13 protein-coding genes are annotated in these 24951 nt (G+C 63.0%); 9 read left to right on the top strand and 4 right to left on the bottom strand.

The window, feature by feature from the left end; translation table 11 throughout:
• Positions 1-116: 116 nt before the first annotated feature.
• The 7 genes from AB6Q56_RS21525 to AB6Q56_RS21555 all read left to right on the top strand — a co-directional run bounded on the left by AB6Q56_RS21525 (position 117) and on the right by AB6Q56_RS21555 (position 12085).
• Complete coding sequence (locus AB6Q56_RS21525) at positions 117-1841, top strand: AAA family ATPase (protein ID WP_434515049.1); 1725 nt, start codon at positions 117-119, stop codon at positions 1839-1841.
• A 324-nt stretch (positions 1842-2165) separates the two neighbouring features.
• Positions 2166-2750 (top strand): CBS domain-containing protein, encoded by a 585-nt coding sequence (locus AB6Q56_RS21530; protein ID WP_434515050.1) that lies wholly within the window; start codon positions 2166-2168, stop codon positions 2748-2750.
• Positions 2751-2759: 9 nt separating this feature from the next.
• Complete coding sequence (locus AB6Q56_RS21535; RefSeq protein WP_434515051.1) at positions 2760-4175, top strand: sigma-54 interaction domain-containing protein; 1416 nt, start codon at positions 2760-2762, stop codon at positions 4173-4175.
• 161 nt (positions 4176-4336) lie between these two features.
• On the top strand, positions 4337-5734 hold the full coding sequence (locus AB6Q56_RS21540) for a GntP family permease (protein WP_434515052.1): 1398 nt from the start codon (positions 4337-4339) through the stop codon (positions 5732-5734).
• A 27-nt stretch (positions 5735-5761) separates the two neighbouring features.
• A complete protein-coding gene (locus AB6Q56_RS21545; protein ID WP_434515053.1) occupies positions 5762-7765 on the top strand; it encodes an acyl CoA:acetate/3-ketoacid CoA transferase in 2004 nt (667 codons plus the stop codon).
• A 115-nt stretch (positions 7766-7880) separates the two neighbouring features.
• Complete coding sequence (locus AB6Q56_RS21550; RefSeq protein ID WP_434515054.1) at positions 7881-9014, top strand: efflux RND transporter periplasmic adaptor subunit; 1134 nt, start codon at positions 7881-7883, stop codon at positions 9012-9014.
• Entirely contained in the window at positions 9011-12085 is a 3075-nt protein-coding gene (locus AB6Q56_RS21555; RefSeq protein WP_434515055.1) for an efflux RND transporter permease subunit, read from the top strand. The genes AB6Q56_RS21550 and AB6Q56_RS21555 overlap by 4 nt, the downstream gene beginning before the upstream one ends.
• Positions 12086-12095: 10 nt before the next feature.
• Here AB6Q56_RS21555 and AB6Q56_RS21560 read toward each other — a convergent pair whose 3' ends face one another.
• Entirely contained in the window at positions 12096-13730 is a 1635-nt protein-coding gene (locus AB6Q56_RS21560) for a methyl-accepting chemotaxis protein (RefSeq protein ID WP_434515056.1), read from the bottom strand.
• Between the two features lie 307 nt (positions 13731-14037).
• On the opposite strand from AB6Q56_RS21560, the gene AB6Q56_RS21565 reads away from it, so the two are divergent.
• On the top strand, positions 14038-16560 hold the full coding sequence (locus AB6Q56_RS21565; protein ID WP_434515057.1) for an ATP-binding protein: 2523 nt from the start codon (positions 14038-14040) through the stop codon (positions 16558-16560).
• A gap of 121 nt (positions 16561-16681) precedes the next feature.
• On the opposite strand, the gene AB6Q56_RS21570 is transcribed toward AB6Q56_RS21565, so the two are convergent.
• The 3 genes from AB6Q56_RS21570 to AB6Q56_RS21580 are packed head-to-tail and all read right to left on the bottom strand — an operon-like array spanning position 16682 to position 24101.
• Positions 16682-20344, bottom strand: a complete 3663-nt coding sequence (locus AB6Q56_RS21570) for a translocation/assembly module TamB domain-containing protein (protein ID WP_434515058.1) — start codon at positions 20342-20344, stop codon at positions 16682-16684.
• 1 nt (position 20345) lies between these two features.
• On the bottom strand, positions 20346-22034 hold the full coding sequence (locus tag AB6Q56_RS21575; RefSeq protein WP_434515059.1) for an autotransporter assembly complex protein TamA: 1689 nt from the start codon (positions 22032-22034) through the stop codon (positions 20346-20348).
• Positions 22035-22043: 9 nt separating this feature from the next.
• Positions 22044-24101, bottom strand: a complete 2058-nt coding sequence (locus AB6Q56_RS21580; protein WP_434515060.1) for a site-specific recombinase — start codon at positions 24099-24101, stop codon at positions 22044-22046.
• A 182-nt stretch (positions 24102-24283) separates the two neighbouring features.
• On the opposite strand from AB6Q56_RS21580, the gene AB6Q56_RS21585 reads away from it, so the two are divergent.
• Entirely contained in the window at positions 24284-24943 is a 660-nt protein-coding gene (locus AB6Q56_RS21585; RefSeq protein ID WP_434515061.1) for an OmpA family protein, read from the top strand.
• Positions 24944-24951 lie beyond the last annotated feature (8 nt).

Here is a 24951-nt window from a genome sequence, read left to right on the forward strand (position 1 = left end):
CTCCTAGGCAGGCGATTTCCATCGCCCATTGAAGCAGAGATTTCACTTAACTCGATGTCCGGATTCGCGGAACCACCTCTCTGGCCGGGAAAAATGGCTCGGGTAAAAGCCGTCTATTGAATGCCCTTGAGGATTGCGCCAAAGATCATTTCAATACCCGCAAAGAGCGGGAAAATCTCCAATACAACATTGGGATTTGGCAAAAGGAAATTGAGAATAGACCCGATAGCCCAAGCAGAATCATGTATGAGCATGGGGTTAAGGTGGCCAGGGAGAATCGGGAGCGTCTGAATGGAGGGTTGGAGGTTGAAGGCGCTGGTTCGGCCATAAAAACACTCCGATTTGTGCCGAAAGGATTGGATTTGGAAGATCCGCGGGGCCTGACCAAATCAATACTGGAATTGCGATTTTCCGAAGCAAAAAATGCACCGGTAGAGAACTACCAGCATCATTGTCTTCATTACATTCAGAAAGTTCAGGACAAGCGCTGGGCAGCCACGCATCAAGAGTATGCCGGGACCGATACTGATCGAGCTTCGGCGATAGCAAGTTATGAGTCCTTGAATGCGTTGATTTCGACGTTTCTTGGGGTGCCTCTCGGACGCAGTACTGAAGACGAAGCAACGCTGTTCAACGAGCCACTGGCAGAAGCGGGACTGTCAGAAGGACAAAAAATAATACTGCAACTGGCGGTGGCGCTGCATGCACAGAGCCAGGAGTTGGCCGATACGGTTTTTATTCTCGATGAGCTGGAAAACCATCTGCATCCTTCTGCCGTCATCGAGTTTCTGGAGAGGCTGCAATTGGCAGCACCGAGTTCGCAAATCTGGATTGCAACGCATTCGGTTCCGCTTCTTGCACATATAGCGCACATTGAACCGATGGCGATTTGGTGCATGGATGCGGGGCAAGCGACCCATGCCGGAAGAAAACCCGAGAAAATTTTGCAGGCATTGCTGGGAGGGGATGATCGTGTTGGTCAGCTACACGCATTTTCCGGAATGCCGTCGGTTCTGGCGGCAACGACATATGCCATAGAAAGCTTGCTGCCGCCGAAGGTTGTTTCTGCTGGGGAGCATGATCCGCAAGTTAGTCAGATATCGCAGATGCTGAGTCGTCATTTCCCCTCTGGTGCTTTAAAAATTCTTGATTTCGGCGCTGGGAAGGGGCGTCTGTTGGAGGGGATTGCCGAAGAGCTTGGCGGGGATGAGGTTGCAAGGCGTATCCAGTATTTTGCTCATGATGCTTATCCGAGTGACAGAGAGATTTGCTGTGCCGTTATTCGGGAGTTGTACGGTAATGCGGAGGGGCGCTACTTTGGCTCGGAAGAGGAATTTTTCGAGTCGTCAGACGATGAGTCGATAGATGTCATTGTGATGTGTAACGTACTCCATGAAATTCCGCCCAACCAATGGTTGCCGATGTTCGCTTCAGGTTCCATGATCATGCGGGGACTCAGACCGGATGGATTTTTGCTGCTGGTCGAAGACCAGCGAATTCCGGTTGGCGAGAAGGCGCACGAATACGGGTTTCTGGTGCTGGATACTGCACAGTTGAAAACACTGTTCCGGATAAGGCAGACGGATATCGACCAAGGTTATTTTTTGTTTGATGATTGCCGCAATGATGGGCGCTTGAAGGCACATCTGATTTCGAAAAAGCTGTTGTGCCGGATGGATAAAGATTCAAGAGCAGAGGCAATTGGACAGCTTCTGAACACCGCGATGGCCAAAGTAAAGGATCTTCGAGGTAGTGCGGCAAGTTATGCCAATGGTCAAATGCACGGGTTTTGGACGCAGCAATTGGCGAATGCCTATATGTATTGCCAGGAAAATCGGTAGTTGAAGGGGATGGCTGCTTCCTCACCGTATAGGCAGGCGGTATCTGGGTTTTTACTGCGGGTGTGATTGTGCCGAGATAGTCTTGAGAGCAGGGTTCACGTGCATTCAAGACCTGTCGTTTAGAAGTAAAGGTCTATTGCTGCCATTGGCTAATCGATTGAACGGACGTTATGTTGACTTAGGGATTTCCCTTGGGGTGCTTGTCTTGCGGGGCGATTCGCAGAATACTGACCTTTCGCCGGTAATGACCAGCTATGGCTTGGACGGGCCGGCTCCGCTGTGCTGTTTTGCCTGCAAAACACTAACCAGTAGGAGGATCGAGACATGACTTTGGCTGCCAAAGTGCGCACGCACAAGATTTCCAAGAACGTTACCCTGAGTGCTTCCGGCTACAACCTGGTCGGTGCCGAATCGCCGGCCATCGAGGCGATGACCGACTTCCTGCGCGTCAACGTGGTCATGATCGGCGCCGACGAATCGGTGGTCGAGGCCAATGCGCGGATGATTTCGCGGGGTGTTCGCATGTTGATCGTCAATGGCGTCGGCGATTCGGTGCTCGGCCTGATCACGGCACGCGACATTCTCGGCGAAAAGCCGATCCAGGTGGCGCAGGCCCGCGGCTGCAAGCGTGACGAGCTGCTGGTGGCCGACCTGATGACGCCGATCGGCAGTGTCGACACGCTGTACCTGAACGAGGTGCTGCACGCCAAGGTGGTTGATATTCTCGATGCCCTGAAGCATCTGGGGCGCCAGCATATCCTGGTCGAGGACGTCGACCCGACTTCCGGCCAGCCCCGGGTGCGCGGTGTGTTCTCGGCCACCCATATCGGGCGCCTGCTCGGTGTGCCGGTTCTCGGTTTTGAACTGGCACGCACCTTTGCCGAAATCGAGGCGGCGCTTGCTGACTGACATGTTCGCATGGGCATGACTTCTGCCGAGGAATTGCGGCAGCTGGCTTCCGAATCGCTGCTCGCGCACTACGCCGAGTATTGCGAAGGGGCGGTCATCGTCGATGCCGAGGCGCGTATCGTCTGGATGAACGAGCGTTATCCGGAGCGCCTGGGAATTGCCATGCCCGAGTGCGTGGTTGGCCAGGAGATCGAGAAGGTTATTCCCAATAGCCTGATGCGCCAGGTGGTGGAAACCGGGCGGCCGATCATGCTCGATATCATGGAGTATGGCGAAGCCGCCTTCGTGGTGACCCGGCTGCCCCTGCACGACAAGGCCGGCAAGGTGCTCGGCGCGGTCGGCTTCATGCTGTACGACGATCCGGGGCATGTGGTGTCGTTGACGGCGCGATACCAGCGTTTGCGCCGCGACCTTGCGGAAACCCGGAAAAAACTGGCCGAGGCGCGCAAGACGAAGTACACCTTCGCCAGTTTCGTCGGCGCCGGAACAGCCAGTAGCGTCGTCAAGCAGGCCGCCCGGCGGGCGGCGCGAACGGCAGCGCCCGTGCTCATCCTCGGCGAAACGGGTACTGGCAAGGAACTGCTGGCGCAATCGATCCATGCCGCCAGCGTGCGCGCCGAGGCGCCCTTCGTCGCCGTCAATATCGCGGCGGTGCCGGAAACGCTGCTCGAAGCCGAATTTTTCGGCGTTGCGCCGGGCGCCTATACCGGCGCCGAGCGCAACGGGCGGGACGGCAAGTTCAAGCTGGCCGACGGCGGGACGCTCTTCCTGGACGAAATCGGCGACATGTCGCCGGCGCTCCAGGCCAAGTTGCTGCGCACCCTGCAAGAGGGCGAATTCGAGCCGGTGGGCTCGAATCGCTTGCTGTCGGTCGATGTCCGGGTCATTGCGGCGACCAGCCGCGATCTGGAAGGGATGGTCGCCGATGGCAGCTTTCGGGCCGACCTCTATTACCGGCTCAACGTCATTACCTTGCGTACGCCGCCATTGCGCGAGCGGCTTGAGGATATCGCCCTGCTCGCCGATTATCTGGTCGATGCCATTTGCCGCAACCAGGGCATGCCGCCGCGCGGGATCGCTACCGGTGCCATCAACCGCCTGTGCCGGCACGATTGGCCCGGCAATGTCAGGGAGCTGGCCAATGTGCTGGAGCGGGCATTGTTGATGTCGGATAGTGACACGCTGGAGGCCGACGACATGGAAAGTGTCATGCCGACGGCGCCTGCTGTCGCACTACCCAAGGTGGTTGGCCTGCGTCCGCTGGGCATGGCCGAGGCCGTGGCGCAGGCGGAGCGTGAGGCAATCCGTCTGGCGCTGCTCAGTTCCCGGGGTAACAAGGCCGAAGCGGCGCGCCAGCTCGGGATTTCACGGGCTGCCCTATACGAGAAAATGGCCGCGCTCGACGTGGATGCCCGCTCGGCCTGACCTGTCTGCCGATCCGGACACCCTGTCCTGAATCGCGAACAGGGTAACTTGCGCCGGGGCTTTCCGGGTTTCGAGAATTCCCTATTGATCAATTGCTTGCGCGTTATGGCACGAGGCGTGCATATAGGCCGCCTTTACAACAACGGATCAAGGAGACAGTCGTGGATTTTCTGATCGTGCTGGCATCGCTGGCTTTCCTGATGTTCGTGGCCTATCGCGGCTACAGCGTCATCCTGTTTGCCCCCATCGCCGCTCTCGGCGCCGTGCTGTTCGTCGATCCGAACTTGGTCGCGCCGATGTTCACCGGCTTGTTCATGGACAAGATGGTCGGCTTCGTCAAGAACTTCTTCCCGGTCTTCCTGCTCGGTGCGGTGTTCGGCAAGGTGATCGAACTGTCCGGCTTCTCCAAGTCGATCGTCGCGGCGGTGATCAAGCTGATCGGCCGCGAACGGGCCATGCTGGCCATCGTTGTCGTCTGCGCCCTGCTGACCTACGGCGGCGTGTCGCTGTTCGTCGTTGTCTTCGCGGTGTATCCGTTCGCGGCGGAAATGTTCCGCCAGGGCGGCATTCCGAAACGCCTGATTCCGGGCACCATCGCGCTCGGCGCCTTCACCTTCACGATGGATTCGCTGCCCGGCACGCCGCAGATCCAGAACATCATCCCGACCACTTTCTTCAAAACCGACATCTACGCCGCGCCGTGGCTGGGCATCATCGGTGGCCTGTTCATCCTCGTTTGCGGCCTGAGCTACCTCGAATGGTGCCGTCGTCGTGCCGCCGCTGCCGGTGAAGGGTATGGCGAAGGTCACAGCAACGAGCCGGAGCCGATCGACAGCAGCAACCTGGCCCATCCGTTGATCGCCATCCTGCCGCTGGTCATGGTCGGTGTCATGAACAAGGTGTTCACCGCTGCCATTCCTGCACTCTACGGCGAGAAGGTGTCGTTCATCCCGGCGGTGATCGGCAAGGCCACGCCGGTGGTCCAGCAAACCAAGGCGGTGGCGGCCATCTGGGCGGTCGAGGGAGCGCTGCTGATCGGCATTGCGACCGTTTTCCTGTTTGCCTGGAAGATGGTGTTCACCAAATTCGCCGAAGGCAGCAAGACGGCCATCGGCGGCGCCCTGCTGGCGACCATGAACACGGCCTCCGAATACGGCTTCGGTGCCGTCATTGCGGCATTGCCGGGCTTCCTGGTTGTTGCCAATGCCCTGTCGGCGATTCCCAATCCCTTGGTCAATGAAGCGATCACGGTCACGGCGCTGGCCGGTATTACCGGTTCGGCTTCCGGCGGCATGGGCATCGCGCTCGCCGCAATGGCCGATACCTTCATCGCCAATGCCCAGGCTGCCGGCATTCCGCTCGAAGTATTCCATCGCGTCGCGTCGATGGCTTCCGGCGGCATGGATACCTTGCCACACAACGGCGCGGTGATCACGCTGCTGGCGGTGACCGGCCTGACCCATCGCCAGTCGTACAAGGACATCTTCGCCATCACCTGCATCAAGACGCTGGCGGTGTTCGTGGTCATTGCGGTTTTCTACGCCACGGGTATCGTCTAGTCCAACAAAAATAGCGAGGAGATGAACATGCCAATTACCCGTCACCCCATGGCGAATTCACTGCGCGCTTCCGACACCGGCAAGGTGGTGTCGGCGCGCGACGCGGTGCGCCTGATCCGCGATGGCGATACGGTCGCCACCGGCGGCTTCGTCGGCATCGGCTTTGCCGAGAATATCGCCGTGGCCATCGAGCAGCGTTTCGTTGAAAGCCAGGCGGCCGATGCGCAAGGCCAGGGGAGTCCGCGCAACCTGACCCTGGTCTATGCGGCCGGGCAGGGCGACGGCAAGGAACGCGGCCTCAACCACCTCGGGCACGACGGCCTGGTTTCCCGCGTCATCGGCGGGCACTGGGGGCTGGTGCCGAAAGTGCAGGCGCTGGCCGTGGCCAACCGCATCGAGGCCTATAACTTGCCGCAGGGGGTGATCACCCACTTGTTCCGCGACATTGCCGCGGCCAAGCCGGGGACGATCACCCGGGTCGGCCTCGGCACTTTCGTCGATCCGCGTTTCGGCGGCGGCAAGCTGAACGCCATGACGACCAAGGACATCGTCCGCCTGATGGAGATCGATGGCGAGGAATACCTGTTCTACAAGGCTTTCCCCATCCACGTTGGCATCATTCGCGGCACGACGGCCGACCCGGACGGCAACATCACGATGGAGAAGGAGGCGCTGACGCTGGAGGCCCAGGCCATCGCGATGGCCGCCAAGAACTCGGGCGGCATCGTCATCGTCCAGGTCGAGCGGGTGGCCGAGCGCGGCACGCTGAATCCGCGCCAGGTCAAGATCCCGGGCATCCTGGTCGATTGCGTGGTGGTCGCCGAGAAGCCCGAGTACCACATGCAGACCTTCATCGAGCAGTACAGCCCGGCTTTTTCGGGCGAGATCAAGGTGCCGATGTCGGCCATTCCGGCCATGGAAATGAGCGAGCGCAAGATCATCGCCCGCAGGGCCGCCATGGAACTCAAGGCCAATGCCGTGGTGAACCTCGGCATCGGCATGCCGGAAGGCGTCGCCAACGTGGCGGCCGAGGAGCACATCATCGACCTGCTGACCCTGACCGCCGAGCCGGGCGTGGTCGGCGGCGTGCCGGCAGGCGGTCTCAATTTCGGCGCGGCGACCAACACCCAGGCCATCATCGACCAGCCCAGCCAGTTCGATTTCTACCAGGGCGGCGGTCTGGACATCGCCTTCCTCGGGCTGGCCCAGGCCGATAAGCAGGGTAACCTCAACGTCTCGAAGTTCGGACCGCGCCTGGCTGGCTCGGGCGGTTTCATCGATATCTCCCAGAACGCCAAGAAGGTCGTCTTCGTCGGCACCTTCACCGCCGGCAACCTGGAGGTGGCGATCGAGGCCGGAAAGCTGCACATCCGGGAAGACGGCAAGTCGGTCAAGTTCGTCGACGAGGTCGAGCACCGCACCTTCAGCGGCCCGGAGGCGGCGCGGCGTGGCAAGGAGGTGGTCTATGTCACCGAGCGCTGCGTATTCCGGCTGACGGCGCAGGGTTTGCAGCTGACCGAAATTGCACCCGGCGTCGACCTGCAAAAGGACATCCTCGATAAGATGGCCTTCCGGCCGATCATCGACGGTGAACCGGCGATCATGGACGCGCGCATCTTCGCCGATGGCCCGATGGGCATCCGTCCTGAACTGCTCGACGTGCCGCTACCCGAGCGCCTTTCCTACGATGCGGCGCAAAACCTGTTCTTCCTCGACTTTTCGGGTCTCAACGTGCGCAGCGCTGACGACATCCGGCGCATCGAGGCAGCGGTTGACGCAGCGCTCGACCCGGTCGGCCACAAGGTCAACGCCATCGTCAATTACGACCGTTTCAACATCTCGCCGGAGCTGGTCGATGCCTACATCGACATGGTGAAAGGCGTTGTCGAGCGCCACTACCACGACGTGACGCGCTACACCGCCAGCACCTTCCTGCGCATGAAGCTGGGCGAGGCGCTGGCCAAGCGGCAGATCGCGCCGAAGATCAGCGGAACGGAGGCCGAGGCCAAGGCCGAGCTGGCGAAACCTTGATGACCAAGGGGTCATTACGGCGCTGACATAAGCGCCGAACGCGGTATCATTGGCCGTTTTTTTCGTCCCCCGCAAGGGGGACTTCTCTTTGCATGCGGTCGATACAGGTTTAGGCATGAGTGAAAAGACATCGGGTCTGCTCCGCGGGCGCAAATCCCGCTTATTGGTGCTGGCTACCCTGGGGGTGGTGGGCATGGCCTTCGTTTTGCTGCGCCCGGATGCCTCGCCGCCCGACGAGGCGGCCAGGCCGCCCGCAGCCCGTCCGGCGCTGACTGTCGGCCTGACTTTGCCGCAAACGCTGGACTGGCCGAAACTGCTATCGGCCAACGGCAATATCGTGGCTTGGCAGGAGGCGGTGATCGGCGCGGAAATCGCGAACTACCGGATCACCGAGGTGCGGGTGCAGGTGGGCGATGTCGTCCGGAAAGGCCAGGTTCTGGCCCGTATCGCCAATGACACGGTGGCCAGCGAACTGGCCGAGGCCAGGGCGGCGGTTGCCGAGCTGGAAGCCAGCGCCGGCGAGGCGAAGGCCAATGCCGAACGCGCCAGGGAACTGCGCGAGAAGGGTTTCTACAGCTCGCAGCTCAACACCCAGTACCAGACCGCCTTGCATACGGCACAGGCGCGCCTTGCCGCTGGGCAGGCCCGCTTGCAGTCAGCCCAATTGAAAATGGACAAGACCGGTGTGCTGGCGCCGGACGATGGTGTGATCTCGGCGCGCAATGCGACCGTCGGTTCGCTGACCCAGTCGGGCCAGGAGCTGTTCCGTCTGATTCGCGGCGGTCGCCTGGAATGGCGCGCCGAGGTTCCATCGGCCGATCTGGGCCAGGTCAAGCCCGGCATCGCCGCTGTTCTGACCGCACCGGGCGGCGAGACGGTGAAGGGGACGGTGCGGGCCGTGGCGCCGAGCATCGACCCGCAGACGCGCAACGGCTTGGTCTATGTCGATTTGCCGCCGTCGCCGGCAGTGCGTGCCGGCATGTTCGCGCGCGGCGCCTTCGAACTCGGGCGTGCGCCGGCCTTAACGCTCCCGCAGAGCGCCATCGTGCTGCGCGAAGGCTTTGCCTACCTGTTCCGCCTGGAGGGCGAGGACCGCGTGGTGCAGGTCAAGGTTGTGCTCGACCGGCGCTCGGGCGACCGGGTCGAGGTGGTTTCCGGGCTGCAGCCGGGTATGCGCGTCGTCGAATCGGGGGCCGGCTTCCTGGCTGACGGCGATGCCGTCAAGGTCGCGCCGGACGCCAAGCCATGAACGTTTCGTCCTGGTCGATCCGGAATCCGACGCCGGCCATCCTGTTCTTCCTGCTGCTCACCCTGGCCGGGTTGATGGGCTTCAAGGGCATGAAGATCCAGCAATTCATGGACATCGAATTGCCGACCGTGACGGTCACCGCCACCTTGCCCGGCGCGGCGCCGGCACAGATGGAGACCGAGGTGGCGCGCAAGATCGAGAATTCGGTGGCGACGCTGCAGGGCATTAAGCATATCTATACCAAGGTGCAGGATGGCACGGCCATCGTGACCGTCGAGTTCCGCCTGGAAAAGCCGACGCAGGAAGCGCTGGACGACGTGCGCGATGCCGTGTCGCGCATCCGCGCCGACCTGCCGGGCGACCTCAAGGATCCGGTGGTTAGCAAGGTTAACCTGTCCGGGGCGCCGATCCTGACCTATACCGTGGCATCGAAGCGCATGGACGACGAGGCGCTGTCGTGGTTCGTCGACAATACGGTGAGCAAGGCGCTGCTCTCGGCGCGCGGCGTCGGGGCCGTGTCGCGGGTCGGCGGCGTGACCCGCGAGATACGCATCGAGCTCGATCCGGCCCGCATGCTGGCGCTGAATGCCACGGCCGCCGATATTTCGCGGCAGTTGCGTCGTATCCAGCAGGAGGCTTCCGGCGGCAAGTCGGATATCGGCGGCGTCGAGCAGTCGGTGCGCACCCTGGCGACGGTACGTAGCGCCGACGAGTTGGGCGGCATGGACATCGTGCTCTCCGATGGTCGGCGCATCCGCCTCGATCAGGTGGCGAGGGTCAGCGATACCGTAGGGGAACGCCGGACGGCGGCCCTGCTCAACGGCAAGCCGGTGGTCGGCTTCGAGGTCACGCGCAGCAAGGGGGCGGGCGAGATCGAGGTGCGCGATGCCGTGCTCGTCGCGCTGGACAAGCTGAAGGCCGAGCATCCGGACATCGAGATCACGGAGGCCTTCAATTTCGTCGATCCGGTCGTCGAGAACTACGAAGGTTCGATGAAGCTGCTCATCGAAGGGGCGCTGCTCGCCGTGCTCGTCGTCTGGCTCTTCCTGCGCGATGGGCGGGCCACCTTCGTGTCGGCCGCCGCCTTGCCGTTGTCGGCGATCCCGACTTTCTTCGTCATGTGGCAGATGGGCTTCACCCTCAATGTCGTGACCCTGCTCTCGATGTCGCTGGTGGTCGGCATATTGGTTGACGACGCCATCGTCGAGATCGAGAACATCATGCGCCACCTGCGCATGGGCAAGACGCCCTACCAGGCGGCCATGGAGGCGGCCGACGAAATCGGCCTGGCGGTCATCGCCACCACCTTCACGCTGATCGCCGTCTTCCTGCCAACGGCCTTCATGAGCGGCGTGGCCGGCAAGTTCTTCGTGCAATTCGGGTGGACGGCGGCCATCGCCGTCTTCTTCTCGCTGGTTGTCGCCCGTATGCTGACGCCGATGATGGCGGCCTACATCCTCAAGCCGGTCGCCGACGAGCACCGGCCGCCACGCTGGCTACAGGTCTATGAAGGCTGGGCGGCCTGGTGCCTGCGCCATCGCGTCGTAACCCTGCTGGCTGCGGCGGTCTTTTTCTTCGGCTCCTTCATGCTGGTGCCGCTGCTGCCCAAGGGCTTCCTGCCGCCGGACGACCTGTCGCAGACGCAGATCTACCTGACCCTGCAGCCCGGCGTCACCTTCAAGGACAGCTTTGCCGCCGCCGAGCAGGCGCGCGCCATCGCCCAGGCCAATCCGCACGTCAAGCTGGTTTATACCGCCGTCGGCGGCGGCAAGGCGGGCAGCGACCCGTTCGCGCCGCAAGGTGCGGCCGAGGTGCGCAAGGCGACGCTGACGTTGAACCTGACGCCGCGCCAGGAGCGCCCGGGGACAACCAAGCAGGATATCGAGGCTCAGCTGCGCGATGGTTTGTCGGCGATTCCCGGCGCCCAGGTCAAGGTCGGCCTCGGATCGGCCAACGAGAAATACATCCTGGTTCTGGCCAGCGAAAACGGCCCGCTGCTCTCCGAACATGCCCGCCAGGTGGAGCGGGAGCTACGGGGGATTCCGGGTATCGGCAACGTGACGACCACCGCCAGCCTGGTTCGCCCGGAGCTGGTGATTCGCCCCGATTTCGCGCGCATGGCCGACCTTGGCGTTACCTCGCAGGCCATCGCCGATACGCTGCGCATTGCCACTGCCGGCGACTACGATCAAGGCTTGGCCAAACTCAATCTGGCGCAACGCCAGGTGCCCATCGTCGTCAAGCTGCCGCCCGAGGCGCGCACCGACCTGGCCTTGCTCGAACGGCTGACCGTGCCCGGCGCGCGCGGGCCGGTGACGCTGGCCAACGTGGCGTCGATCGGTATTGCCGGCGGCCCGGCCGAGATCGACCGCTACGACCGCTTGCGCAACATCAATTTCGAGATCGAGCTGAACGGTGTGCCGCTCGGCGAGGTCGAGGCCAAGGCATTGGCCCTGCCGAGCATCGCCAACCTGCCGCCGGGCATCATCCAGACCACGATCGGCGATGCCGAGGCGATGGGCGAGCTGTTCGCCAGTTTCGGTCTGGCCATGGCCACCGGCGTGCTGTGCATCTACATCGTGCTGGTGCTGCTGTTCAAGGATTTCGTGCAGCCCGTGACCATCCTGGCGGCCCTGGTGCTGTCGGTGCCGGGGGCCTTCCTGGCGCTCTTCGTGGCGCAGAAGGCGCTGTCGATGCCGTCGATGATCGGCCTGATCATGCTGATGGGCATCGCCACCAAGAATTCCATCCTGCTCATCGACTACGTGGTGCTGGCCCGCCGCGAGCATGGGCTGAGCCGTTGGGATGCCCTGCTCGATGCCTGCCGCAAGCGGGCACGGCCGATCGTCATGACGACGGTGGCGATGGGGGCCGGCATGATGCCAATTGCGATCGGCATCGGCGTCGATCCGAGTTTCCGGGCGCCGATGGCGATTGTCGTGATCGGCGGACTGATCACTTCCACCTTCCTCAGCCTGCTGGTCATCCCGGTGGTGTTTACCTATGTCGACGACCTGATCGAACGTTGCGTGGCGCTATTCAATCGAAAAACCGACGATAGCGCCGTGTGAAAAGGCTGAATCAGGCGGTCCTGAAGCGCGAAACGGCGTTTACAAGACAGTCGGAGAGCGCGCTCAGATCGGTGGCGGATTGAGCAACCGAACCGACGGCCATCGTGTTTTCCTCGACCATGTGTACGATCTTTTCGACGCGGTTGGCCAGTTCCTGGCTGGCGCTCGATTGCTCTTCGAGCGCCACGCTGACATCGTCGATCACCCCAGCCACTTGCTTGGCTCCATCGTTGATTGCCGCGATGGATTCGCCAGCAGATTTCGCCCGTTCCATGCCGTCGCGCATTTGTGTGACGGTGTTCTCCATGTTGCCGGTCATCTGGCGACTGCGCTCCTGGATCGCATGAACCATGTTGGTGATTTCCTGGGCGGAACTGGCTGAACGCTCGGCCAGTTTCCTCACCTCGTCGGCAACGACGGCGAAGCCACGGCCCATTTCCCCGGCCCGCGCCGCTTCGATGGCGGCGTTCAGCGCCAGCAGGTTGGTCTGGTCGGCCACATCCTTGATCACGCTGACGATGCTGGAGATGCGTTCGGACTCCTTGTCCAGCTCATGAGCGCTGGCGGCGCTTCCTTCCAGGCTGTGCGACAGGCTGTCCAGCTCCCTGATCATGGCGGCAATCTCCCTCGCCCCCAGGTCGGCGCCATCGCTGGCGGCCAGCGCCTGACTACGGGCGTCGTTGGACAGGCTGGCAACATGGCTGATGCTGGTGGACATTTCCTCCAGCGCCGCAGCCATGGCCGAAGCCGATTCGGATTGCTCCTCGGAGCCGTTGCGGACTTGTTGCGCCGATGTGCTCAGGGAGCCTGAGGTCTGCGCCACGCTCTCGGCGTTGCGGCGAACCTCGCCGATAGCCTTGAGCAAGGATTCGCTCATGGTGGCGACGCCGGTTTCGAGGCGGGCCATCTCGTCGTTGCCTTGAGGCGCGAGCTTGACTGTCAGGTCGCCGGCGGCGATTGTCTCCACGGAGCGCAAGACGCGATTGACCGGGCCGGTGATCGAGCGGGTGATCAGGAGGGCTGCTGCGACAGCGATGACCATGCCGGCGAGCACCAGTCCGATGAGCAGGGTTCTGGCGCTGGCATAGGCATCGTTGGCATTCTTGATTTCCTGTTCGTTGAGCTCGTCCTCGATCTTGGCGAGTGCTTCGATCTCGGTGCGGAGCTTGCCAAAAAAAGTGCGAACGGTCAGGGCTGTTTCCCGGGCCTCGGCTTCTTTGCCCGCCTTGATTAGCGCGACCAGCTTGTCGCCTTGCTCGCGGGCCGCAGCATTAGCCGCCATGATCTTTTCCAGCGCTTGGAATTCGCGCGGTTCGCCGTCCGTTGCCTTGAGTAGGTCGAGTAGCTTGTTGTGCTCAGCATTGAACTGGCCGCGCATCTCGTTCAGGCGAGCCAGGACGGCATCGCGTCCGGCCTGATCCTTTTCCAGTGCCAGGTCGCGGTTGGCTATGGCGCGACTATCGGCGATGATCCGCATCCTCAGCACCATGTCTTTCTCCGGTCCGTTGACCTGGGTGATGTTGTACAGATGCGTATCGATGCGCGACAGTTGCATGATGCCGGCGATGGCCATCACGATGGCGATCAGGATGATGATCCCGAAGCCGATCAATAGCCGCGAAGCAATACCAAAGCGATTTAACATTGTGATGCCTCCGTAAATTTGTCAATTTTGTTTTTTTTGATTGTCGTTCTATTGTTTGTCTTTTGTCAATAAATACTGCGAAGCGCAATCAATACGGTTATTGTTGAGGGGGCGACTTTCAGAGAGCAAGGCCATCTTGGCTGTATCGATTGTTTTCCGGTAAGTGCCGGGAGCGCGTCTGGGAGAGTGGAGAGATGGGGTGTATTCATTACTTTGGTCATAGCTGGATGAAAATGCCATGTCTGGGATTTACCATATTTCCCTGAGCAGCGGTCAGGTCACCCCCCTGTAATAAACGAAGAAGACCATGGCTAAATCGACTCTTTCCTACGGGGGCGAGCAGTCTCGCCGGCTGATTCTTGGCCTGGCTATTCTGGTCTGCCTGGCAATGATCTGGGGCGGCGCGCTCCACGAGCTCGAGCGCCGCCAGAGTGGCGATCTGCACGAAATGGAGCGCGTTACCGAATTCCAGGCTCAGGCCTCGGCAGAGAATGCCGCGTCGCTCATCAAGCGCCTGAATGCGGCGCTGATCGACCTGCGTATGCACTGGATGGAAGGGCCGGCCCAATTCGACATGCAGGTCGGCCGTCGCCAGAAATACATGGAAGACACGACTTTCCAGATTGCGGTAATCGATGCGCAGGGGTGGTTGGTCTATTCCAACCTGGGTCTGCCGAAAGAGCCGTTGTTCCTTGGCGAGCGCGAGCATTTTCGGGCTCATGTCGATGGCGGTGACCGCTTGGTGATCAGTAAACCGGTTGAGGGCAAGCGCTCCGGCAAGTGGTCCATCCAGATCACGCGACCCCTGTTGTCCGAAAAAGGCTTCATGGGGGTTCTGGTGCTTTCGGTCAGTCCGGATGCCTTGACCGCCTTCCGGGGCAAGCTGGGCGAGAACGCGGTGGTGTCGGTCGTTGCCGACAGCGGGGATATCATGGCGCGTTATCCGGACGGTGAGCGGGTCATGGGGCAGAAACTGCAGGGGGTGCCCTATCTGGCAGCGGGCGCACCCCTGTCCGGTAGCTTTGCGCAGCTTGATCCGGTTGACGGTATCGATCGTGTTTACGGTTTCGAGCGCCTGCCGGAGTACGGCTTGAGCTTTATCGTCGGACATCCTAAGGACGAGGTACTTGCCAGTTATCGCGATTACCGAACCCGGGTCGTGCTCGTGGCGATATTGCTCTCAGTGCTTGTCCTTGCGCTTCTTCTCACCTTGTTCCGGACCTTTGCGCAGCATCTGGCCATGAAGGGCCGCCTGCAGGAAAGCCAGGCCATGCTGCAATCCTCAATCGAGACTATCGGGGAAGCCTTTGTCATCTATGACCAGGAGGACAGGCTGGCCTATTGCAACGAGCGCTATCGCGAGTATTACCAGTCATCGGCAGATCTGCTGGTGCCGGGACGGCGCTTCGAGGACATTATCCGGATAGGGGCGGAACGGGGGCAGTACGAGCAGGCGAGCGGGCGGCTCGATGCCTGGGTGGCCGAGCGGCTGGCGGCTCATCGCAGCGGGCAAAGCGATCTCATTCAGCGGCTTGATGACGGCCGCTGGTTGAGAATTCGCGAGCGCAAGACGCCGGAAGGCTTTATCGTCGGTTTTCGCATCGACATTACCGAGCTTTACGAAGCCAAAGAGGCGGCGGAGGCGGCAAACCGTGCCAAGAGCGACTTCCTCGCTGTCATGTCGCATGAAATTCGTACACCCATGAATGCGGTTCTTGGCATGGCTCAACTACTGTTAATGCCCAACCTGACGGAGGAGGAGCGGCAGGATTTTGCGCGAACCATCCTCAATTCCGGCCAGACCCTGCTGAACGATGTGCTGGACCTGTCAAAAATCGAGGCCGGCAAGCTGGATATCAGCAGCGCGCCCTTTGATCCCGCGCAGATTCTCCACGAGGCCGCCACCTTGTTTGCCGGTAGCGTGCAGGAAAAAGGCATCGATCTGCAGTTGGCTTGGCACGGGAGTGCGGGCGCACGCTACATGGCCGATCCGATCCGTATTCGGCAGATGCTGACCAATCTACTCAGCAACGCGCTCAAATTTACTGACAATGGTTTTGTGCGTATCGAAGCCAACGAGGTCGTCAATGCCCAGGGGCACCTCCTGATGGAGTTTTCGGTTACCGACAGTGGCATCGGTATCGCGGAAGACAAGCTTGTGCTGCTGTTTCAGCCATTTTCACAAGCCGACAGCTCGACGACCCGGGAGTATGGCGGGACCGGCCTTGGCCTGTCCATCGTTCGTCGCCTAGCTGAATTGATGGGGGGCGAGGCGGGGGTCGAAAGCGAGATGGGCAAGGGCTCGCGCTTCTGGTTCCGGATTCGTGTCGAGGCGCTCGACAGCCATGCGGACAGCCGGCAAATGGTACGCCAGGCAGCCGGCGATCTTGTGGCGATGTCTGGTCGCGTGCTGGTCGTCGATGACAATCCGATCAATCGCAAGGTCGCCCAGACCATGCTCTCCCGCCTGGGGCTGAGCATCGATCAGGCGGCCAACGGTAGCGAGGCCGTGGTCGCGGCGACCAGCATTCCGCGTCCCGACCTGGTTCTCATGGATGTGCAGATGCCGGTCATGGATGGCCTGGAGGCAACTCGCCGCATACGTGCCTGGGAAATGGAACAGGGGGCCGGGCGTTTGCCGGTTGTCGCCCTGAGTGCCGGAGTTTTCGCCGAGGATGCCGAGCATACTCGTGTTGCCGGCATGGATGATTTCCTGTCCAAGCCGCTCAGGCAGGATGCCTTGCTGGCTGTCGTGGTCAGCCACCTGGGGCGAAAAGAGGGGGCACAGCCTCGGGATGGCGAGCCGCTTCAAGAAGCGCTAACAAAATGATCCTGGGGTTGTTGTGCCGCCTTGCCGTACGCGTTGTACTGTCTGCGTCGGCACGCTTGGCCAGGACCGCTGCGCTTCGTTTTATTACCGCTTCCAAGGCGGTTTGCCTTATCGGCATCGCCTACTGTTTGGTGCCGTCCTTTATCCCGTCGCGACCGAAGGTCAGCGTGTAGAACACATCCAGCGCATTGTCGCTGCCGGCCCGACCGATGACGGCGATTCGACGGCTGAGGTTGACGGTCAGCTTGACGATGCCTTCCGCCCTGCCCAGTGTTTGTTCATAGGAGAGCAGGGCGTTCGACGACAGGCGCTTGCCGACCGAGAATATCTGCTGGCCGGTGCTGCCTGTCGTATCGACGCTGCTGCCGGCGACCCGGCTGCTTTGCTGCCGCCCGCCGCTGTCGCCGAGGTTGCCCTGGCGGACACCGAGTTCGTCGAAGCCGAAGGTTTTCTTGATCTGCTGGACGACATTGCCGGAATCGTTGCCGAGCAGGCCGCTGGCGGCGGCCAGCAGGGTGGTCGCATCGCCTGCGCCGGTCTGTTCCGGGCCGTGGCCGAGAACCAGCCAGGCGAGCTTTTCGGCATCCGGCCGCTCCGGGTCGGAAACCAGTTTGACGACAGGCTTCTGCGCCGTACCGCCGATGTGAACGCCCGGTTCGACTGCCAGCCCCTTGCGGACGGCCCGGACATCGAGTCCCGGATTGTCGAGCAAGCCGTTGAAGCTGAGGATGCCTCGTTCGATATCGAGTTTCTGCCCGTAGGCCTCGAAGCGGCCACTGCGGGTCCGGATGGTGCCGTTGGCCCGCGGCAGGTCCCGACCCTTGGCGGTGATGCGTATTTCACCGCCGAGGCGGCTGGTGAGGCCGGCGCCATTGAACAGGAAGGCGTTGCCGAGGTCGGCGCTGAGGTCAAGATCCAGTTTTGGGCGCGGTGCGGCAGCGGTTTTTTCGCTGCCGGGGCGCCTGACCACCACATCGTCTGACAGGCGCGGGGTGCCGCTCTTGGCCAATTGCCAGTAGCCGGCATCGACTGCCAGCTTGCCCTGCGCGCCGAGGGTGCCATTCTGCCAGCTCAGTCGGCCGTTGCCCGATACGGCAACCCATTGATCGGGTAGTTGGAAGGCGCCGAGTCTGTCCAGTCGCACATCGAGAAAGGCGCTGTCGTTGCTGCGCTCGTCGGCGACGCTTCCCAGGCGTCGGTCGAGCCGCATCTCGCCGCTGATTTCGAGTCGCCCTGGCGTCTTGTCGAGCCCGGCCAGTGCTTTGTCGGATTCGAGGCGGAGCGCGCGCGGCATGGGTTGGAGGATGCTGTCGAATCCCAGCCGCGTGATGTGCAACAGGTTGTCGCGCAGATCGATATCGAGTTCGCCCCGGGTGAGATTCAGTCCTTGCGTGGCCAGGCGCAGCGCCAGTTGGTCGCCGCGCAGCCGGCCACCGAGCAGCGGTCGGTTGGGCGTACCGGAGAGCCGAAGTTCGCCGTTGAGCCTGCCCTCGCTTTGCCAGCCTTCGCCGATCAGCTCGCCGAGCCAGCCGAGGCTGGCGACATCCGCCTGCAGCGTGCCCTGCCAGCGGCTGTCGCGGGCCAGCGACCAGGCACCCCGCATGGCGGCATCGGCGCGACCGTCGATCTGCCCGATACGGCTGCCCCGCGCCGCGAGCGAAGCGGTGAATGCCTTGTCGTCGGCACTCGCCTGTAGTGTCGCTTGCCAGTCCAGCGGGTCGCCACCCAGGCGCAGTGGGCCGATTCGCCATGCCGTAGCGGATAGCAGCAAGGGTGCCGGGGCTCGCAGCCGGATGTTACGTGCTGGATCGCCGCTGTCGAGGCGCGCCTCGTCGAGCTGCCCGCTCCAGGTTGCGCGGGTGTCGTTCCAGCCGCCTGCCACAGCGAGGGCAAGCCGATTCTGGCCGGCGATATCGGTTTGTGCTGTCAGGCGATGGGCCAGTTTGTTGCCTTCGCCACGCAGGCGCAGGGCGCGCAGCAGGGCGGGTTGATCGGCACTGTCGAGGGCTGCGACACTCAGGTCGAGCGCCAGGGGCGAGGAGGCGTCGCTGCCCAGGGTGGCGCTCAGTTTGAGTCCGTTCAGCCTGCCATGGCCGGGCCAACCGAGCCTGTCGGCCTGCAGTGATCCGCTGAGGATGGGGGCCTGCGGTGTTCCGGACAATTCCCAGTGGCCTTGCACGCCCCCTTCGAGGCCAAAGGGAGCGAGTTGCCGGGCGTCGATGTCGAGCTTGAGCAAGTCGCCGGCCTGTCCGTAGGCACCTTGTGCTGTCAGGCGGTTGTTGCCGGCCAGCAGTTCGATGTCGGCGCGCGGAATACGCGGCCAGGCGATGGCGAGCTGCCCCCTGCCGCTGACGGACTGGCCGGCTATCCGGCTATCCTGCAAGGTGAAGCCGGCATCGACGACGGCTTGGGGTGCAAGGCGCCCGCTGGCCTGCAACTGGGCGTTGATGCGCGCCGCCGGCAGGCTGCCAAAGCGGCTGGGGTCGAAGTGCCGCAGTTCCCCGTTGATCGAGAACGTACGCGGCGAGGCAAGGCTTAATTCGCCTTGCGCCTCCAGGCGTGCTTCGCCGGCCGCGAGCAGGACCCGGGGGATTTGCAGGTGCTGCCGGGCCAGGTTGGCTTCGGCGAGCAGGCTGAAGGCCGGGTCGCGCAGATCGACGCGCAGGCTTTGACGTTCGGCCGCCAGCGTCGCTGCCAGGGGGCCGGCCAGCCGGGTGGACTGGAGGGGGGAGGCGAGCTGCCGGGCATCGAGGCGTCGGGCTTGCAAGTCGAGCGACAAGGTGGCGTCGCGCCATTCGCCATGGCCGTTGAGTTCGCCGCCGCCGGGCAGGGCGGCGTGCAGGTCGCTGAGCCGCAACAGCTTGTCCTGCCAGTTCAGGGTGCCGGCCAGGGTCTGCAGCGGAAGTCGCTGGCGGTCGATCGGTCCGGGGCGCTGGTTGGTCAGCCCGAAACTGCCGACAACCCCCGGGGGCTGAGGCACGATGTCGGCGACTACGTTGAGGTCGGCACGCGGGGCGTCGGCTACCCAGCTGGCCGGATCGATATGGTCGAGTTGCAGGCGGGCGCGGGCGAACGGTGCCGTGGCAAAGGGCGTCAGCGACACGTCGGCATGGCCGTCGATGCCCTGGGTGGCAACGATGGCCAGTTCGATCCGCTCCAGTTCGCCGCCGGCGGTTGCGGCCAGGGCGAGTGGGCGCTGCTCGAGCTGGCCGCTGAGCGTGAGCGTGCCGGACAGCGGGAAGGGGGCCTGGCCATCAAGGCGAGCCTGCGCTTCGACGGCCACATCGGCCAGGCGCAAGGCCAGCTGCTCGACATGGTGTTGGCGCCCATCGCTCGCCAGGCGAGCGCTGACGCCTTCGGCGAGTCGATTGCCGTTGACGCTCAACATGCCCAGGGTTACGCGCTCGATGGCGATGGTAAGCGGGAGCGTCAGCTTGTCCGGTGGCAGCAACGGAGCATCGCTGGCGGGCTGCTGGATTTCCAGGCTCTCCGCCTTCAGTTCGGTTATCCGCAGTTGGCCGTAGAGCAAGGCGCTTGGCGACCAGTCGAGGTGAATGTCGGTGATGGCGATTCGCTGACCGCCGTCTTGCCAGCTTAGCCCGGCGATGTCGAGGGGGCCGCTCAGGCTGCCTCGCGCGTCCTCAGCCTGCAAGCGCCCGGAACTGGCTTGCGCAGCTAAACGAAGGGTCGTTTGCAGGCCGCTTTCGCTGCCCGCCAGCCAGGCGGCGGCAGCAAACAGGAAAACGCTGGCGAGGAGGGCGAGAAGGACAATGCGGCGCAACATGTCAGAACGGGATGGCCAGTGCGAAATGGAGCTGGAAGCCGCGGACACGCTCGCCGTAGGCCAGGTCGACGCCGATCGGGCCGGCCGGACTGCGCCAGCGGGCGCCCAGTCCGTAGCCGACGGCCAGGCGGACATCCTGTCGCGAATCGAAGGCGTCGCCGGCATCGATGAAGGCGGCGATGCCCCAGTCCTCGTCCAGCCAGTGTGTTATTTCGGCACTGGCGATACCGAGGTAGCGGCCGCCGACCGTCGCTGCGCCTTCCTTGACGCCCAGGCTCTGGTAGGCGTATCCGCGTACCGAACTGGCTCCGCCGGTCCGGAACAGGTAGTCCTGCGGGATATGGCGGCGGGAATCGGCCAGCGTGGTGCCGATTTCCCCGCGCAGGGTCAGCGTGTTGTGTTGTCCGAGCGGAATGTAGTGCTGGATGCGGCCGTGGAGGCGGACGAAATCCTTGTCGGACAGTGCGGCGCGGGCGCCGCCGCCGATTTGCATCTGCAGAACCGTTCCCCGGCGCGGATCGAGCAGGTTGTCGACGCGCCGCCAGGTCCACATCGCGTTGGGCACCAGCGCCCGGCTGGTTTCTGGCAGGGCGCCATCGGGTTCGCGCAATTCGTTTTGCCAGTTCAGTGACAGGCGCTGTTCGACGCTGCCGCGTTGCTGCACGGTTTGCGCCCCAAAGGCATAGCGCTCCGTCTTCAGGCCGGCGATGTCGGTGGTTTCGACCATTGCGCCCACGCTGTTGCGGCGGAAGCGCTCGTCCGGCGGCAGGAAGATGTCGGTGTAGGCAGTCTGTTTCTTCTGCTCCAGGCGCAGGCCGCTGTTGAGTTCCCAGGCCTGGCCCAGCAGGTCGGACGAGTGATAGTTGAGTTCGACGCGGGCGCCGGTGTTCGAACTGGCGCCCGCCCCGAAGGCGACCCGGTGCGGAGCCCGTTCGCGGACGCGGACCACGACGGGAACGGTCAACGTGCCGTCGCTGTTCAGCTCCGCAGCCTCGCGATCGAGCACCGTCTGCACGGAAGCGAAATAGGGTGTTGCCTGCAAGGTGCTCCGCAGGGCGTTCAGGCTTTCCTCGCGATAGGGTTGCCCGACCGCCACGACCCGGTTATAGCGATCGACCAGCGAAGGCTCATGACGTTGCAGGCCTTCGACGCGCAAAGGGCCGAAGCGGTAGCGCGGCCCAGTGTCGTAGTGGGCACTCAGGCGAGCGCTGTGTGTTTCGACATCGATCGTCGCCTCGCTGTCGACCAGGCGGGCGTCGGCGTGCTCGACAGCGAGCAGGCGAGCGAGCACTTGCTGCTTGGCCTCGTTCCAGTCCTCCTGGCGAAAGGGCTGGCCGACTGGCAGGCGCCAGTCGCGCTGCAGTTCTTCACGGGTCGATGCGGCGAGCGGGCCGTCGAGGCTCAGGGCGACGTTTTTGATCAGCGTGCGCGGGCCGGGGTCGAGGTTCAGTTGCAGCCCGTTGTCGCTGTCCTTGAATTCGAAATTCGGCGAAAAATAACCTTCGGTGGCCAGGATCTCGCTGAGCGTAGCTTGCAGCCGCAGCGGATTGCCGGCTTCCTCGGGCAAGTAGGGTGCCAGCAGTTCATCGATATCGTCCGGCGCCTGCAGGCGCAGCTCGCCGGCGGCCAGCGGGGGGGCGACGGCAAGCAGCAGGGCGGACAGGAAGAGGGGGAGCGGACGGGCGAACACGCTGTCATTTTACGCGTCGTCGACCGGCTGGCGGGGCGGCATGACGAAGGTGGCGGGTTGCTGGCGCAAGCGGCGCCACAAAGCCTTGAGCAGCGGGCCGTGGTGGGTGAACTGGACGCCCCGGGCGCGCATGGCCGTGCGCAGGGCAAGCAGGAAGCTCACCGCTAGGTTGACGAAGCCGATGGCGGCAACACCCAGCGCGGCCCAGACGATGACCTTGAACGGCAGGTCGAACTGGAAGCCGACCAGGGCGTAGCCCAGGTTGGCCGACGAGAAGGCGATATGGCGAATATCCAGCGGCAGGCCGAGAATGGTGCCGATGACGCCGGTCGAGCCGAGCATGCAGCCGAACAGGAAGTTGCCCATGATGCCGCCCAGTCGGTCCTGAATATAGACACCGATGCGTCCGGCACGCCGGCTTCCGAAAACGGCCTGCAGCCAGCCGAGGCGGGCGATGCGCGGGCCGATCCCGGCATAGGCCGCGCGGTTGTCGAAATAGCCGGTGATCAGGCCCGAGAGGAAGAGGTAGCAACCGGCGATCGCCGCATGGGGCAGTGCCCAGGACAGCAGGTCAAGGCTGGCGACCAGATGGGCGCCTTTCCCGGCATCGATGACCGGGGCGCCGTTGAGGTAGCCCAGGCCTGCGCCGACGGCAATGGCGACCGGCAGGGCGAGCATTACGTTGCCGCCGATGGCAGCCAACTGGCTGCGGCAGACGGCGGCGATGACGTCGACCAGGTGTTCGAGATCGGCGCTGCGGTTCAGGCGCAGGTCGCCGAGCAGGCCGGCCAGCGTCTGGGCAGTCATCGCCGGCTGCTTGGTGGCCACCGTCATGCCGAGCAGGTAGATGGCGACAAAGCCCAGGCCGTAGATCATGCTGAACAGGAAGGCCTCGCCGAACAGCGGGGCGTGCAGCGCTGCGGCCTTGATCTTGAGCAGGGCCATGATGCCGATCAGTACGCCGGCGCCGGCCGCCGAACGCCACATTTGGCGATAGTCGCTGGCTGAGTCGCAGATATAGTGCTCGCCGGAGCGGGCTGCGTTTTCGGTCACCCGCACGGCGAGCAGGCTGGATAACTGGCCGAGGTAGAAGCGGAGGCTGTTGCGGCGGTTCTCGGCGATGAAGGCAGCGTGGGCGAAGGCGCCCCAGGCGCGGATCGCTCCGGCATGCGTCTCGGCCTGCTGGCCGGCGCCGAGGATGGCGACCAGCTCGCGCAGGCGTTCGATGCTCTGTTCGCTGCGTGTCAATACATAAGACAAATGGAGGCTTGTGCCGACAGTGAGCGCCCGCTTGCGTATTTTTTGCAGCGTTTCGGCGCACTGGTCGGCGATGACCAGCAACTGGCTGCCGTCGTCGGCCGACTGTGCGTTGTCGTTCAGTGCGCTGCGGAAGGTGGTGACGTAGTCGAGGGCTTCTGCCGACAGTGCGACGAAGCGCGGCGTGTCGTCGTCGAAATTGGTCGAGGCGCGCATCAACTCGCTTTCCACGCCGAGGCCACTGACACGGTGGGCGAGCAGCAGCACGGCATCGAGCATCTGCTCCTGGATACCGCGCCAGTCGATGTTGCGCAATGCCATGTCCGGGGTCATCAGTTCCCAGAAGCGCAGCGAGAGTTCCTGTGGAATTTCCTGCAGCCAGCGCCAGTCGCCGGCGTGGGGGAAAACGACGTGCAAGCAATCCTTCAGGCGGCGTTCGTCGGGAACTTCCGGCAACAGGCGGTTGCCGATGATGCGCCCCCATTCGGAGAAGAAACCGGTACCGGGCAGGATGCCGCTGTCGGTGAAGAAGGTTACCAGGCGGCGAGTTGCCAGAAAGTGCACGACATGGCCGCAGAACGCGGCGCGCAGCTCGGCATCGGCCTCGATGCGGTCGAGCATGGCGCGGTAGCGCTCGACATAAGCGTCGTCGCGCCGATTCGCCGGGCGCAGCACGGCAACCAGGCGGCGGATCAACTCCAGCGTATCGGCCTCCGGGTTACGGAAGCGGTCGAGTGCTTTGATCAGCGGGTCGGACAAGGACGCCGGCTTGCCCAGCAGCCAGCGGAATAGGGCTCGGATTGTTGTCATCGTTTTTTGATGATCCCCAGGATGGCGCGCAATGGCCCGATCCGCCTATGTTACCGGATGTGCTGCGGGCGAACTGCCCCGGATTGTGTGTGACAAGTGGTTGAAAGGTGACGATTCGTAATAGAATTGGGTAGCTTCAAACTACAAGTACCTACGCAAAACTTTTCCTGGGACTCCCGACTATGAACATGATTAAGAAATCGCTGGTTCTGGCCCTGCTGGCCGGTATCGGTTTCTCCGCTGTTGCGCAAGAGCGCGTTTACCTGATCGACCAGCGTGACGTCGTCGCCAAGAGCGGCTTCGGCCTGTGCTGGCGCGACGGCTACTGGACCCCGGCTGCTGCTGCCGCCGACAAGGCCGGTTGCGAATGCGACAAGGACCTGCTGCCGAAGGAAACCTGCGAGCCGAAGGCCGCTGCCGCTCCGGCTGGCGCCGCTGCCGCCCCGGCTGGCGTGAAGCCGTCCGGTGAAAAGATCACCGTCGCTGCTGACGCCCTGTTCGACTTCAACAAGGCTGTCCTGCGTCCGGAAGGCAAGGCTAAGCTCGACGATCTGGTCTCCAAGGCCAAGGCCATCAAGCTGGAAGTGATCCTCGCTGTCGGCCACACCGACCGCATCGGCAACGACGCCTACAACCAGAAGCTGTCCGAGAAGCGCGCTGCCGCCGTCAAGGAATACCTGGTTGCCAAGGGCATCGAAGCCAACCGCGTCTACACCGAAGGCAAGGGCGAGAAGCAGCCGGTTACCGGCGACAAGTGCAAGGGCGACAAGAAGACCGCCGCGCTGATCTCCTGCCTGCAGCCGGATCGTCGTGTCGATATCGAAGTCATCGGCACCAAGTAAGCCGACCG

The sequence above is a fragment of the Dechloromonas sp. ARDL1 genome, assembly GCF_051122455.1.
In the GTDB taxonomy this organism is placed as follows: domain Bacteria; phylum Pseudomonadota; class Gammaproteobacteria; order Burkholderiales; family Rhodocyclaceae; genus Azonexus.